The organism is uncultured Brachyspira sp., assembly GCF_949287625.1.
Taxonomy (GTDB): Bacteria; Spirochaetota; Brachyspiria; order Brachyspirales; family Brachyspiraceae; genus Brachyspira.
In genome coordinates this window covers 1-13,838 of record NZ_CASEGO010000024.1, presented here as the reverse complement: position 1 = coordinate 13,838, position 13,838 = coordinate 1, and the positions used below count along the sequence as shown (strand labels likewise).

General features: G+C 27.1%; 13 protein-coding genes. 8 read left to right on the top strand and 5 right to left on the bottom strand.

The genetic code is table 11. The features are described 5' to 3' along the window. Positions 1-20: 20 nt before the first annotated feature. Positions 21-839 carry a hypothetical protein gene (locus Q1X91_RS05765; protein ID WP_300754329.1) on the bottom strand — a complete coding sequence of 273 codons (819 nt, stop codon included), beginning with the start codon at positions 837-839 and terminating at the stop codon, positions 21-23. Between the two features lie 462 nt (positions 840-1,301). On the opposite strand from Q1X91_RS05765, the gene Q1X91_RS05760 reads away from it, so the two are divergent. Beyond that, complete coding sequence (locus Q1X91_RS05760) at positions 1,302-1,865, top strand: hypothetical protein (RefSeq protein ID WP_300754326.1); 564 nt, start codon at positions 1,302-1,304, stop codon at positions 1,863-1,865. After that, complete coding sequence (locus tag Q1X91_RS05755) at positions 1,862-2,536, top strand: ABC transporter ATP-binding protein (protein ID WP_300754323.1); 675 nt, start codon at positions 1,862-1,864, stop codon at positions 2,534-2,536. Before Q1X91_RS05760 ends, Q1X91_RS05755 begins: the two co-directional genes overlap by 4 nt. A 2-nt stretch (positions 2,537-2,538) precedes the next feature. On the opposite strand, the gene Q1X91_RS05750 is transcribed toward Q1X91_RS05755, so the two are convergent. From Q1X91_RS05750 to Q1X91_RS05740, 3 genes are all read right to left on the bottom strand, one after another. Continuing rightward, the gene (locus Q1X91_RS05750) at positions 2,539-2,889 is read right to left on the bottom strand and encodes a PepSY-like domain-containing protein (protein ID WP_096735754.1); all 351 of its coding nucleotides are present in this window, start codon (positions 2,887-2,889) and stop codon (positions 2,539-2,541) included. Between the two features lie 245 nt (positions 2,890-3,134). Further along, positions 3,135-5,639, bottom strand: a complete 2,505-nt coding sequence (gyrA, locus tag Q1X91_RS05745) for a DNA gyrase subunit A (protein ID WP_300754319.1) — start codon at positions 5,637-5,639, stop codon at positions 3,135-3,137. 125 nt (positions 5,640-5,764) lie between these two features. Beyond that, a complete protein-coding gene (locus Q1X91_RS05740; protein WP_300754316.1) occupies positions 5,765-6,190 on the bottom strand; it encodes a response regulator in 426 nt (141 codons plus the stop codon). Between the two features lie 132 nt (positions 6,191-6,322). Between Q1X91_RS05740 and Q1X91_RS05735 the strand changes: the two genes are divergently transcribed. The 4 genes from Q1X91_RS05735 (at position 6,323) to Q1X91_RS05720 (ending at position 9,946) form a co-directional block, all read left to right on the top strand. Continuing rightward, positions 6,323-8,050, top strand: coding sequence for a 6-hydroxymethylpterin diphosphokinase MptE-like protein (locus Q1X91_RS05735; protein ID WP_300754314.1), 1,728 nt, complete (start codon positions 6,323-6,325; stop codon positions 8,048-8,050). Between the two features lie 25 nt (positions 8,051-8,075). Then, entirely contained in the window at positions 8,076-8,726 is a 651-nt protein-coding gene (locus Q1X91_RS05730) for an RluA family pseudouridine synthase (protein ID WP_300754311.1), read from the top strand. 115 nt (positions 8,727-8,841) lie between these two features. Next, entirely contained in the window at positions 8,842-9,339 is a 498-nt protein-coding gene (gene tpx / locus Q1X91_RS05725) for a thiol peroxidase (RefSeq protein ID WP_300754308.1), read from the top strand. Between the two features lie 124 nt (positions 9,340-9,463). After that, a complete protein-coding gene (locus Q1X91_RS05720) occupies positions 9,464-9,946 on the top strand; it encodes a glutathione peroxidase (protein WP_300754305.1) in 483 nt (160 codons plus the stop codon). A gap of 198 nt (positions 9,947-10,144) precedes the next feature. Here the strand turns inward: Q1X91_RS05720 and Q1X91_RS05715 are convergent, their stop codons facing one another. Beyond that, positions 10,145-11,125, bottom strand: coding sequence for an Rpn family recombination-promoting nuclease/putative transposase (locus Q1X91_RS05715; protein ID WP_300754302.1), 981 nt, complete (start codon positions 11,123-11,125; stop codon positions 10,145-10,147). Positions 11,126-11,453: 328 nt separating this feature from the next. Between Q1X91_RS05715 and Q1X91_RS05710 the strand changes: the two genes are divergently transcribed. Both Q1X91_RS05710 and Q1X91_RS05705 read left to right on the top strand, forming a co-directional pair. After that, the gene (locus Q1X91_RS05710) at positions 11,454-12,197 is read left to right on the top strand and encodes a copper homeostasis protein CutC (RefSeq protein ID WP_300754300.1); all 744 of its coding nucleotides are present in this window, start codon (positions 11,454-11,456) and stop codon (positions 12,195-12,197) included. 19 nt (positions 12,198-12,216) lie between these two features. Beyond that, complete coding sequence (locus tag Q1X91_RS05705) at positions 12,217-13,296, top strand: patatin-like phospholipase family protein (RefSeq protein WP_300754297.1); 1,080 nt, start codon at positions 12,217-12,219, stop codon at positions 13,294-13,296. The last annotated feature ends 542 nt before the right edge of the window (positions 13,297-13,838 follow it).

The following is a 13,838-nucleotide window of genomic DNA, read 5'->3' as shown; positions in this document are numbered from 1 at the left end:
TAAACATTAATTTTATAAATCTAAATAAAAATATATTCTTTAAAAATCTTCAAAGCATTCTTTTTATTATAGGAATCCCCTCCTCTCCAATGCATCAATTTCTCTGATAATTCTGTATTTCTGTATTCTCTCTCTTCTTTAGCCTCTAAAATATCTAAATATGATAATATTTCAAGAAGTATTATTCTTTGATATTTTGATGAAGGAAATATATCTTTTAATGTTTTTTCCATTTTATTTACAGAATCATTTTTATTATTATATGAATCAATTTGCTTTAATATATTATTAAAAATTTCTATATCCTCTTTTGAAGGATTTAAATAGCATTCATCAAAGTTAATTTTACTAAACTCTAATAAATCAAAGTAGATATATGATAAATTTGAAAGTCTTACCCCGCCCCATTTAAACTTTTCAAAGTTATACACATTTCTATATTTCAAATAAAAGTCATCACCCAAAATATAATATTTAAAGCATTCATCACAGTATGCGTTTTCAGCTATAAAATGATGTTCAATTATTTTTTCAGCTAAATAATAGCTTGATATAAAACTTCTTAAATGTAATGCTCTAGTTGATAAACTGCATAAAAATGCTTTAACCGTATTATTAAAATCTATTTCTTTTACAATATCTGGTATATTTTTTATAATGTCATCATGTTTAATAATTTCATCAGAAAAATCAAACATCAGCCCTTTTTCTTTAGCGTATAAAAAATCATTATCATTTATTTTTTGTTTTCTATCATCAATCCAGCCGTCTTTCCAAAAATAATTGAATAATATTTTTTTAGCTTTCTTATCAGCTTTTATAATTTTTTGTTTATGCATTTTTGCAGTTCCTTAAAAAACTTGATACAATTATAATATTAATATACCTAAACAACTACAATTTGTCAAAAATTAATTTTTTAATAAAAAATATTTGCATATCTTTGAAATAAATAGCATTAAAAGTTATTATGTAATGTCAGTCTGGTTTTCAGTCTTTTGCCCAAAAAAATCATACTAAGTAAAAGAATGCATCCGTATTAAAAATGTAATTTATAACATATAAAATATTATATAAGTACTTTAAAAACAACTGCAAAAATGTATTTATTCACAAAACTCAATAGCACTTATTCTAAAAAGAACAATATGCATACTTAAAAAATATTGATATAAATAATAAAAAATTATTATTTAAGTAATATATAATAATATCGATACTATATATAGCATAGTGTATAATATTTTACAAAGGTATTTGTAAATAGTTTAAATAATATTATTATAAATAGAAGGTTTGCCGTGTATAATTCTACTATTGGATACGCTTCCAAACTTATTAAAGGAAGTATGGTTTTTTCTATAGTGATATTTATTTCATTATCACAAATTATGACTATAACTTCAATATTTAGTTTGGTATGGAAATATGAGATTTTATTAAATGAGAATATACCTTTTTTTAGAGAGTTTTCTATATACTCATTATTTATAGGAATATTTATTGTAGGAGTGCTTTATTCGGCAATAACAAGTTCTTATATATTCTCAAAAAACAGCAGAATGTTTTCTACTTTGCGTATATTCGGAGCTACTAAATTAGCCATAAAAAAATTAGCAATGCTTATAAGTTTTTTATATCCTATTATTTCATTTGGAATATGTATAATAGAAGTAGGAATTTTATATTTAAGATACAGTTCTTATATATTAACTTTAATAGAATTTGCTGATGTTATTAACGGAGCATATATGATGCTTTTAGCCAATGCTGTTTTAATAATAGCCTTTATGATAGGAGCATTTATATCAAATTCAATACTTTTGCATAAAGATCCTTATGAGGATTTAAGAGGAACACTATGAACATAAAAATAATCAGTATATCAAAAGTTTTTCCTTTGGGGGTTACGCAATTTAATGCATGCGAAGATATTAGTTTAGATATCAATCAGGGAGATTTTATCAGCTTTGTAGGACATACTGGAAGCGGCAAAAGTACATTACTAAGCATTATAGGTGCTATACTCAAACCTACAAGCGGAACTATATATTATGACTCTTTCAAATTAAACGGTGCTTCTGAAGATGTGCTTGCCAGCTTTAGAAGAGAATATTTTTCATATATATTTCAATATCCTGTTATTATACCAACTATAAGTGTTATAGATAATATATTAATGCCTTTAGCTTTTAAACATAAAATTACTGAAGAGAAAATTAAGCAGACAAAAGAAAATATAGAACTATTTTCTCTCAAAGATAAGATGAACTCTAAAGCTACTAATTTATCAGGCGGCGAAATGAAAAAGGTTGCTATATTAAGAGCATTAGCTTACGGGTGTAAATGTCTAATAGCCGATGAGCCTACAAGCGACTTGGATCCTGCTACTACAAAAACATTAATGGAAATACTTACAACAATAAACAAACAGGGAACAAGTATCATTATGGTTACTCATGCCCATAATATTGCGGCTTATGCAAATAATGTTTATGAAATGTCTAATGGTAAAATTGTAAGATGCTTAAAATAAGATTATCTGCTGTATATATGCATCTCTAAATAATGATCTAGTATTACCCTATATGAATTAATGATTCTTCTTATTTCATTAATATCTAAATTTTCATTTTTATACTCTATTTCTAATCTTTTTAATTTATCAATTTTTTCTTTTACAACTTCTGGAATAATATGCTCTGGAAGTCTTTTTTCACTGTTTATAGAAAGCCAATTACCATTTTCATCAAATGTAATAAAGATTTCATTATCCAGTTCTACTTTAAAAATATTATCAGTTTTTTCTAATTCTACTATTTCTGCTTTAAGAAATTTACTCTTTATAAATATTTCCGCCTTATAAGGTAATTCTAATTTTCTATCCATAATACAACCTCTAATATTATATTACATTATCTATATTTTTATGTTTTTAATAAGTAATTTTTCTGCTAATATACAGAAAAAATATAATAATAAAATTGAAGATTAAAAAATAAAACAACTCTTATTTCAAATATTTCTAAACAATATGTCTTTTATATTTTTAATATAACAAAACTTTATAAAAAATAATTAATTTTTTTAATAAAAAAGCCTGCATTCTTATATGAATACAGGCTTTACCTTACTTACTTTTTCTCCTCATTATCACAAGATACAACAGCCAAATCGCTAACCTTAGCTCCGTCAGAAATATTAACGATTTTTACACCCTTAGCATTTCTTCCAAGCTCTGGTATAGAATCAGCCTTTATTTTTATAGTCATATCATCAGTAGTAACAACCATTATCTCATCTTTATCGCCTACTGTTTTTACGCTTACAACCTTACCAGTTTTATTATCTGGTTTAATATAAATCTGTCCCTTACCGCCTCTTCCTTTAACATTAAACTGTTTAGAAGAAAGTCTTTTACCTATACCATTTTCTGTAATAACTATTAATGATTCGCCTTTATGTATAGCATTTCCAGATACACAAATGTCATCATCATCTAAAGAAATACCTTTAACACCAGCAGCTGCTCTTCCCATCTTTCTGATTTTCTCTTCAGTTATTCTCAAAGCAAGACCAGTAGCTGTAGTCATAATAAAGTCATCTCCACTCTGAACAGCAGAAACAGCCACAAGCTCATCATTATTTTCTAATGTTAAAGCTAGTATTCCTCTTTTTTTAGCATTTTCAAGATGTTTTAATTCCATTTTCTTTATAGTACCCATTTTTGTAACCATAATAATAGACTGTTTAGGGTCAAACTCGGATACTGTAAAGTAACTTGTTATTTTCTCTTCTGGTGCCAAATTAAGAATAAATTTAATGCTTTTTCCCTGAGAAATTTTAGTTAAAGCAGGTATTTCATGAACTTTCATCCAGAAAGCCTTGCCTCTGTCTGTAAATATAAATAAATAATCTTTAGTAGAAGCAACAAATAAATGCTCTATATAATGCTCACCCTGTGATTTACCGCCCTGAACACCTACGCCGCCTCTGCCCTGAGTACGATAGCTTGAAGCAGGTACTCTTTTTATAAAGCCCTGAGTAGTGATAGATACTGCAACATCCTCATCATGTATCAAATCTTCTTCATCTATCTCTGTATCATTAGTTTTTCCTATTATTTCGCTTCTTCTGTCATCGCCGTATTTTTCTGCTATTTTTTTAAGCTCATCTTTAATAACTGCAAGTATTTTTTCTGGGTGTGCAAGTAAGTCCTCACAGTAAGCTATAAACTCTCTTAACTGCTGCAATTCCTGCTCTATTTTTAATTTTTCTAAAGCAGTTAATCTTTTAAGAGGCATGTCAAGTATAGCCTGAGCCTGTTTTTCTGAAAGTTTGAATCTGTTCATAAGAGTTGTTCTTGCAGCATCGGTATTTTCACTTTCTCTTATTATTCTTATAACCTCTTCAATATTAGCCTGTGCTATGAGCAAACCTTCTAATATATGAGCTTTAGCCCTAGCCTGATTTAAATCATATTCTGTTCTTTTAGTAATAACTTCAACTCTATGATCAACAAAATATTTTATAAGTTCTTTTAAGTTTAGAACTTTAGGCTCGCCATTAACTAAAGCAAGATTAATTATACCGAAAGTAGTTTCCAAATCAGTATGCTTAAATAACTGATTTAATACTATCTGAGTAGCAACGCCTTTTTTAAGCTCTATTATAAGACGAATACCAGCTCTGTTGCTTGATTCATCTCTAATATCTGCAACACCTTCAATTTTACCTTGTTTTACTAACTCAGCTATTTTTTCATGAAGAGTAGTTTTTACAACTCCGTAAGGAAGCTCTTTAACTACTATAGCCTCTCTGTCTTTTTTAGTCTCTTCTATTTCAAGTCTTGCTCTTAATTTAATTCTTCCCTTACCAGTAGTATAAGCCTCTTTAATACCCTCTTTACCATATATAATACCAGCAGTTGGGAAATCAGGACCTTGTATATAACGCATGAGATCTTTAATTTCAGCGTCCTGATGATCTATATAATAAACAACAGCATTAACTACTTCTCTTAAATTATGAGTAGGCATATTGGTAGCCATACCAATAGCAATACCCATACTTCCGTTTACAAGGAGCTGAGGAACTGTAGCTGGAAGTACAGAAGGCTCGGTTCTGGAATCATCAAAGTTCGGAACAAATTTAACAGTTTCTTTTTCTATATCATTGAGCATTTCTTCTGCAAAACGCGTCATTCTCGCTTCAGTATAACGCATAGCAGCAGGCGGGTCATCATCTATAGAACCGAAGTTACCCTGTCCGTCTACAAGTAAATAACGCATAGAAAAATCCTGTGCCATTCTTACCATAGTGCCGTAAACTGCAGCATCTCCATGCGGGTGATAGCGTGCCAAAACTTCTCCGACTGTGGCTGCCGACTTCTTATATGGTTTGTCATGTGTAAGATTAGCGTCATACATAGCATATAGTATTCTTCTATGTACAGGTTTTAATCCGTCTCTTACATCAGGCAATGCTCTGGACACTATAACACTCATGGCATAAGTTAAATAAGATTCCCTTAGCTCATTTTCTATTGAAATATGATCTACTCTTTTTAATATATCTTTTGTCAGTGTGGAATATTGTCTTTCTTCAGAATTATCAGTTTTATTTTTTTTTACTGCCATATATTACTATCCTTAAAAAAATATCGTATATTATACCATTTTAATACATAAAAATCAAACCATAATAATAGAAGAAAATTATTAAATTATAGAAAAATTAGTTCAAAATGTATTATAAAAAGAAATTATTTTATATAATCTTCTCTTCCTAGTACTTTAGCTAAATGCTCGATAACTGTCTGACGCTGTATAGGCTTTACTACATATCCCTCTACTTTGAGTTTTAAAAACTCCATCAATACACCTTTATTTGAATAAGATGTTACTACAATTATTTTGGAATCTATATTTAAAGCCCTTATTCTTTTAAGTAAATCTATTCCATTCATCTGCGGCATTTCAAAATCTATCATTATTATATCTGGTTTTTCTGCTGCGTCTCTCAATTTATTTAATGCATCCATTGCTCCATCTGATTCCATTGTTACTTCAAACTGTTCTGATAATAAAATTTTCTTCTCTGCTATGCGTATTGTGCTGGAATCATCTATAACCATAACTTTATAGGACTTGCCTGTTTTAGTATTAATCCCTAATGGCGAACTGCTCATAATCATATACCCCTAAACATTTAATCATAGTAAATTTATAAAAATTATGAATAATGTCAATAATTTTTTGTAAAAAAAGAAAAAAATTATTATGTATTTGATTTTTATATTTTTTTTGTTATCATAGATATAATGAATATATCTTTAAAATTACATACTTTAATACAGGAACAATCAAGCGAACCAGACTCTTCATACAAGATAGAGAAAAATAAAGACGGAATTATAACAGCATCAAAAAATTTAAGAGCCGTACATAGTAAATATAATATTAATAATGAATGCAAAAGAGCTTTGGAAAATATAAATAAAAATAAAAATCTTCTAATAATGTATGGTTACGGATTGGGATATATATTAAAATACTTAATGGAAAATATTGATAACTATTTCAATAAAAATACTATCAAAACTTTAAAAATTATTGCAGTAGTTGAAGATACCGTATTATTTAAATATTCATACTACAATATATACAGCCCTGAAAATGAAAATATATTTTTTATTCATAAAGATGATTCTATAAATTATATTAATGAGCTTATAGACTATAAAAATATAAATGGTGTTAATCTCGTAATTCTGCCTTCTCTAACAAAAGAAGAAAAAGATAATGCTAATACCCTATATACTCAAATACTTAATATGATGGAAAAAGAAGTATCTAATATATTTACCAACATGTATTTTGAAAATATATGGACAAAAAATATTATATTCAATAGCGAATATATAAAAGATTCAGCAGACATTTCAATATTTAAAGATTTATTTAAAGGGTTAAAAGCATTATTAATATGCCCTGGTCCCACATTAAAACATAGCATACAATATATAAAAGATAATAGAGAAAATCTATTTATAATATGTGTTGATACAAGCTATAGTGTATTATGTAAACATAGTATAATACCAGATTTTGTTATTACTGTTGACGGAGGTTTTTTTAATTCTCTTGATTTTGTTTATGAAAAGTCATCTTTTCCATATTTAGTTATGGATATGTCCTGCAATAAAATTATAGCTAAAAATACATATAATAATACTAATTTTATAAGATTTACTTCTATAGAAAATTTAGGACTTATAGAATACATACAAAACTTTACTAAATTATCATCTCTTAAGGCTTCAAATACTGTAGCTACTGCTATGATAGATTTTGCATACTATATAGGTTTAGATGAAGTGCTTTTAATAGGTTTTGACAACAGCTATCCTTTTTATGAAAGACATATTAAACATGCCTTATCTTATGAATATATGGTAAGTAAAACAAATAAATTAAAAACTTATGAATCATACTATTTTAATACAATAAAAAATAATACCAATATAGATAATTATCCTCCTACTGAATTTGTATTTGAAAGCCAAATAGAATATTTTAATGAGTTTAAAAATAAATATAAAAAAATGAAAATAAAAAGAATTACCAAAGAAGCGGTAAAAATAGAATCTATAGAAGAAGGTAATATAAATGATTTCTCTGAAAATAATTTAAGACAAAAAGCATTGAATATAGCTAATAATATATATAAAAAAGATAGTAATGAAAATATAAAAAAAGCATATGAAAAATTAAAAAATACATTAGAAGAGTTTAGAAATATTCTCACAGATACATACAATAATATAAATTTAGAAAATATAGACAGTATATATGACAAAACTATAAATACGATAAAAGAATACCAAAATAAAGCAAGCATATTAAAAACTATATTATCTACTACTATTATAATGTGCGAAAGAGGCGAAAGAGAAAAAAAAGAAAAATTAATATTTCTTCTTATGGAGAGTTTGAGAAATGTTAATTACTTCTTTACTAGAATATCATTAATAATAAATAAATTATAATAAACAAACTATAAGCGAAACAAATATGAATATTATTTATGAAGATGATTATTTTATTGCTGTCAATAAAGAGGCTGGAATAGAAGTTGACGATAATTTAATAAAAAAAATAAAAGAAGAACATGATCATATTAATAATCTGTATTTAGTTCATAGAATAGATAAATTTACTTCTGGGATAGTAATACTTGCAAGAGACGAAAATACAAAAAAATACTTTGAAGAATCTTTTAAAAACAAAACTATTAATAAAGTTTATCATGCTATAGCAGAAGGATATTTAAAAAATAATAGCGGAGTTATAGATATATCCATAGGAATTGACAAAAAAAATCCTAATAAAAGAATACCGCTCTCAATAAAAGAAGGCGGAGAGAGTGCTGTAACTTATTATAAAGTATTAAAAAAACTTAATGAACATACTTTACTTGAACTTAAACCAGTAACAGGCAGAACTCATCAGATACGCGTACATCTTTCTTATATAGGACACCCAATAATAGGCGATAAAATATACTCAAAAAATGCTGATATTTATAAAATGAAAGGCTTTGCATTGATAGCAAAAGAGATTAATTTTGTTCACCCTATCACAAAAAAAGATATAAAAATTAATATAAAATATAATAAAGAGTTTTTAATTAGGCTAAAACTCTTAGAAATACCTAAAAAATAAAATTATTCATTTTTATTATTGACTTTTTTTTAATAATTATATATTTTCTTAAATAATAAAAGATTATATTTGATTTTTATTATCAAAGATAAATTAATAATAGAAGGAGTAAAAAATGACAGTTACATTTCAAGGTGCTACACAAACTTTAGAAGGTGCTCAATTATCAGTTGGAGCAAAAGCATTAGACTTTACAGTAGTAAAAACAGATTTAAGCCCATGGTCTTTAAAAGATGCTGGTGATACAGTAAAAATCATTTCATCTGTACCATCTTTAGATACCCCAGTATGCGATGTACAAACTAGAAGATTCAACAAAGAAGCTGCTAATCTTAAAGGAGTAACAGTTGTAACAATTTCTGTTGACTTACCATTTGCTCAAGCTAGATGGTGCGGTGCTGCTAATGTTTCTTCTCATATCGTAGCTTCTGACTACAATCAAAAAGATTTCGGAAGAAAATTCGGTACTTTATTAAAAGAATTACAGCTTTTAACTCGTGCTGTATTTGTACTTGACAAAGACAATGTTGTTAAATATGTACAATATGTTCCAGAAATCACTAATGAACCAGATTATGATGCTGCTTTAAATGCTGCTAAAGCTCTTTTATAATTTATAAACTAGAGTAATTTCAAGGCATATTCTTATATAGGGTATGCCTTTTTATTTACATATATAGGAAAACTAATTTATAATTTTATAATATAAATTAATACTTATAAAATACGGAGGAATTATGAGTATATATGATTACACAGTAAAAGATGCTGAAGGAAAAGACGTTAAATTAAAAAAATATGAAGGCAAAGTTTTATTAATAGTCAATACTGCAACAAAATGCGGATTTACAAAACAATACCCTGCATTGCAAGATTTATATAAAAAATACAAAAAAGAAGGTTTTGAAATATTAGACTTCCCTTGCAATCAATTCGGAGGTCAGGCAAAAGAACCTATAGAAGAGATTGCCGAGTTTAGAAAAGAAAAGTTCGGTATTACTTTCAAACTATTTGATAAAGTAAAAGTTAATAGTAAAAATGCTGATCCTTTATTTGTTTATTTGAAAGCAGAAAAACCAACAGAAGAAGGCGTTGAAAAAATAAGATGGAACTTCGGTAAGTTCTTGATAGACAGACAAGGAAATATAGTAGGACGCTATGATCCTAGAGTAAAGCCTGAAGAGCTTGATGATATAGTAGGCGAACTTCTTAAAAAGTAATAAAAAAAATTAAGATCTTTTATATATTGTTTTTTATATAAAAGCCCTTCTTTATTTAAAAGTTATTGATTTAGAAAAAATTATTTAATTATAAAAAACTACTATTATAAATATCAGACACCCGCAGATTTTTTATTATTATTTAGAAATAAAAAACTTGCCCGCTAATTGTGTCTAGTAAATAAATTTACTATACGTTCACAAGTTTTTTATTTCTTCTATACTTAATCCTGTATTTTCACTTATAATTTTTATGTCTATGCCTGCATTTTTGAAACTTTTAGCTATAGATCTTTGCTGTTCTTTTTTACCTTGTTCTATACCTTGTTCTATACCTTGTTCTATACCTTTCTCTATACCTTTCTCTATACCTTTCTCTATACCTTTCTCTATACCTTCTTTTATACCTTCTTCTTTAGCTTTCTTCATATCTAATTCTATACTCTTATTAAAAAAATAAGTATCTACTTCGCGTTTTTTATATTTATCCATTACTGGACTATCATTAACAAAAGTTCGGCATTTTTTTTCTACTTCTTCAAATATTGTATTTTCTTTCATTAGAATAGACATGTTTTCCCCCTTAAAAAATTTTACCCAAGAAATAAACTCTTTATGAAAGTCTTCTATTTCATCAATATTTTTTGAATTAAATTTTGGAAGCTCTAGGAAATGTAATTGACAATGATCAGTTAGAATCTTATTATTATTTAATTCTTTTAATACATAGCAGCTATGCACTTTATCTTCATCAGTTAATATAAAATTGGTGATATTTATGCTTACAGTTGGTCTTAATTCATCATAAAAAGAACCTCTATTTAAACTAGAACTATAATTATAAGCCCAATAGTATAAAGCTCTTTTTATAAAATCTTCATTTCCTCTTGACTGTATTTCTATTAAAACAATTATTCCTGTTTCTGTTGTTGCTTTTATATCAACTATTGATTCTTTCTCGTCATAGTTTTCTGCAATATTAAAAGGATTTAATATTTCTATTTTCTTGAAAGTTTCAAAGTTTAAATCTTTAAATACTGCATTAATAAAGTTTAAAGCTATATGTTCATTTCCCGCATGCGAAAATAAATAGCGTATAAAATAATCATTAATTCTATTTAAATTATTAACTGTAACAGGCTCATTTAATATATGTTTTAATCTATCTAACTCTTTCATAATATTATTATACAAAAAATAACTATAAAAGTAAAGTTTAAGACTATCGTATATTTTATTATAAAATAAGTTAGTAGTTAAACATATTATTTCTAGTAATATTATCAGGATTTTGAATATGTATATTTATTGTAATAGGATATTTGTTAATAGTGCCTTCAAGAGTAAAAAATAAATGCTTTGTTATATTGGCAGTGTCAGCAAAAGCAGCATTACAAATATTTTTCTCATAAACCTAGTACTTATTATTAAATAAATATGGGGGACATTATTTTGACAATTAGCAAATTTCTATTATAATTTTAATAGTCAGAAAAGAGGTATAGACATGTATAAAAATATAAAAATAGAAATATGCGTTGATTCTGCAGAGTCCTGTATAAATGCTGGAAAAGGCGGAGCTGACAGACTTGAACTTTGCGGAAATATGTTTGAGGGAGGCACAACTCCTAGTTATGGTGTTTTAGAATTAGCAAGAGAAAAAGTGAATATACCAATATATGCAATGGTGCGTCCTAGGGGCGGAGATTTCTGCTATGATGATACAGAGTTTGAAATAATGAAAAGAGAAATAAAACTTATGAAAGAATTAAAAATTGACGGCATAGTATTCGGTATACTTACAAAAGAAGGAAAAGTTGATAAAGAAAGATGCAATGAACTATTAGATTTATGGGGAAGCAGTAAAGCTACTTTTCATAGGGCAGTAGATGTAAGCTGTGATTTAAATAAAGCCTGTGAAGATATAATATCTCTTGGTTTTGAGAGAATACTTACTTCTGGAGGAGAGGCTAATGTTATGAACGGCATAATAAAATTAAAAGAATTAGTTTCAAAATATAATGATAAAATAATAATAATGCCCGGAAGCGGAATAAATGAAAGAAATATCGAATATATAAAAGACACTATAAAAGCTAATGAATATCATATGACAGCAAACAAAACAGTTAATAGTTTAATGGAATACAGAAATGAAAATGTATTTATGGGTACAGCTTTAAGAGCTTCAGAGTTTAGTGTAAAATATACTGATGAAGAAAGGGTAAAAAATATAAAATCGAAAATATAATAATTTCAGGAGTAATTTTATGGCTTTAAATGATAAAAAAATAGGTTTAGCCTTATCAGGAGGCGGAATAAGAGCTGCTATATTTCATTTGGGTGTATTAAAATGGCTTTCAGAAGAAAATGCATTAGAAAATATAGAACATATATCAACTGTATCAGGTGCCAGCATATCAATAGCTTTGGTATATTCTTTTAATAATAATAAATTCCCAAAAAGCAAAGAATATAATGAAGTATTACAAAAAATAAAAAATGCTGTTATGAAAAAAGATATAGAAAAAACATCTATTTTTTCTTTGATTTTTCATCCATCAAAGATATTTCAAAGACCAGAAATAATTTCAGATAATATGAAAAAATATTGGAATATGAACGGCAAAATTTCCGACTTGTTAAAAATTCCAAGATGGTCTATAAATACAACAACTGTAGAAACAGGAAAAAGATTTTCTTTCTCACAAAAACATATAGGAGACTATGAATTGGGATATACTGAAGATTTAGACTATGATATATCAATGGCTGCCGCTTTTTCTGCTGCTTTCCCAATATTAGTAGGAATGCAGAAATTTAGTACAGAAAATAAAAAATGGATAGATAATGAAGGCAAAGATATCAAAAATATCCCAAGATATATACATTTATGGGACGGCGGAGTTTATGATAATTTAGGACTTGAAGCTATATATAAAATGAACAATGGAGGTGAGTTTAAAGATAATATTAATTTTGCTGTTGTTGCCAATGCTTCAAGTTTTAATGATAGGTATGCTGTAGGAAAAATTAATACAAAAAGACTTTTAGATATTTCTATGAGTCAGGTAGATGCTTTAAGAACTAGAAGTTATTTCGATTTTATATCAAGAAATAAAAACGGAATATATGTAAAAATAGGAAATCATGCTTCAAAAATATTGAGTATGTCAACGCTTGATAAAAACAAAAAAGAAGAAATTATAAAAAGTTATGATACAGAAGAAAATTGTCAAAAAGTAAAAAATTATAAAACAACATTATCAAGTCCTAATGAAGAGAACTTTGATATGATTTTAAGACATGGATATGAGAATGCTAAATGCTGCTATAAAGGATATTATTAAAAAATATACATTATGTATTTTTATATTAACTCAACACACTTAAAACTATTTTAATAATTTTTTAATAAATACATATGCCTGAAAATAAATACCATAAAATGTCTTTATATACCTAAAAGACTATAATTTGTCAAGAAATAAATTTTTAAATTTAGTATTTGTGGGGACTAGCCCTACGAAGTACACAGTCGTGCCCACTCTGCGTGCCTTTGGTAGCGAAAGGATATATTTAAGGCTAAATTTAATAATATATTCTACATATAAAACATAATTAGTACTATTTAGTATTATTTTTACACTTGCACTTTCGCGAAGCGTATCCGAGCTTGTCGAGGATATAATGTTCTTTGACGCTGTCCGCCTGAGACCGAAGGAAGTACTGTTAAGTATGGTGTGCGGCGGGAAAAAGTTGAATAAAAAAATTGACAAACTTAAGAATTTTTAGTATATACCTAAACAAATATAGTTTGTCAAAAAATAAATTTTTTAAATTTTGATATTTGTGGGGCTTTGCCCCACACCCCAGTTCTTTTGTTGGCACA

Bases quoted from the DNA above. Each gene is read 5' to 3' on its own strand.
- Q1X91_RS05765 (WP_300754329.1), bottom strand. From the start codon at position 839: ATGCATAAACAAAAAATTATAAAAGCTGATAAGAAAGCTAAAAAAATA.
- Q1X91_RS05755 (WP_300754323.1), top strand. From the start codon at position 1,862: ATGAACATAAAAATAATCAGTATATCAAAAGTTTTTCCTTTGGGGGTT.
- Q1X91_RS05750 (WP_096735754.1), bottom strand. From the start codon at position 2,889: ATGGATAGAAAATTAGAATTACCTTATAAGGCGGAAATATTTATAAAG.
- gyrA (WP_300754319.1), bottom strand. From the start codon at position 5,639: ATGGCAGTAAAAAAAAATAAAACTGATAATTCTGAAGAAAGACAATAT.
- Q1X91_RS05740 (WP_300754316.1), bottom strand. From the start codon at position 6,190: ATGAGCAGTTCGCCATTAGGGATTAATACTAAAACAGGCAAGTCCTAT.
- Q1X91_RS05735 (WP_300754314.1), top strand. From the start codon at position 6,323: ATGAATATATCTTTAAAATTACATACTTTAATACAGGAACAATCAAGC.
- Q1X91_RS05730 (WP_300754311.1), top strand. From the start codon at position 8,076: ATGAATATTATTTATGAAGATGATTATTTTATTGCTGTCAATAAAGAG.
- tpx (WP_300754308.1), top strand. From the start codon at position 8,842: ATGACAGTTACATTTCAAGGTGCTACACAAACTTTAGAAGGTGCTCAA.
- Q1X91_RS05720 (WP_300754305.1), top strand. From the start codon at position 9,464: ATGAGTATATATGATTACACAGTAAAAGATGCTGAAGGAAAAGACGTT.
- Q1X91_RS05715 (WP_300754302.1), bottom strand. From the start codon at position 11,125: ATGAAAGAGTTAGATAGATTAAAACATATATTAAATGAGCCTGTTACA.
- Q1X91_RS05710 (WP_300754300.1), top strand. From the start codon at position 11,454: ATGTATAAAAATATAAAAATAGAAATATGCGTTGATTCTGCAGAGTCC.
- Q1X91_RS05705 (WP_300754297.1), top strand. From the start codon at position 12,217: ATGGCTTTAAATGATAAAAAAATAGGTTTAGCCTTATCAGGAGGCGGA.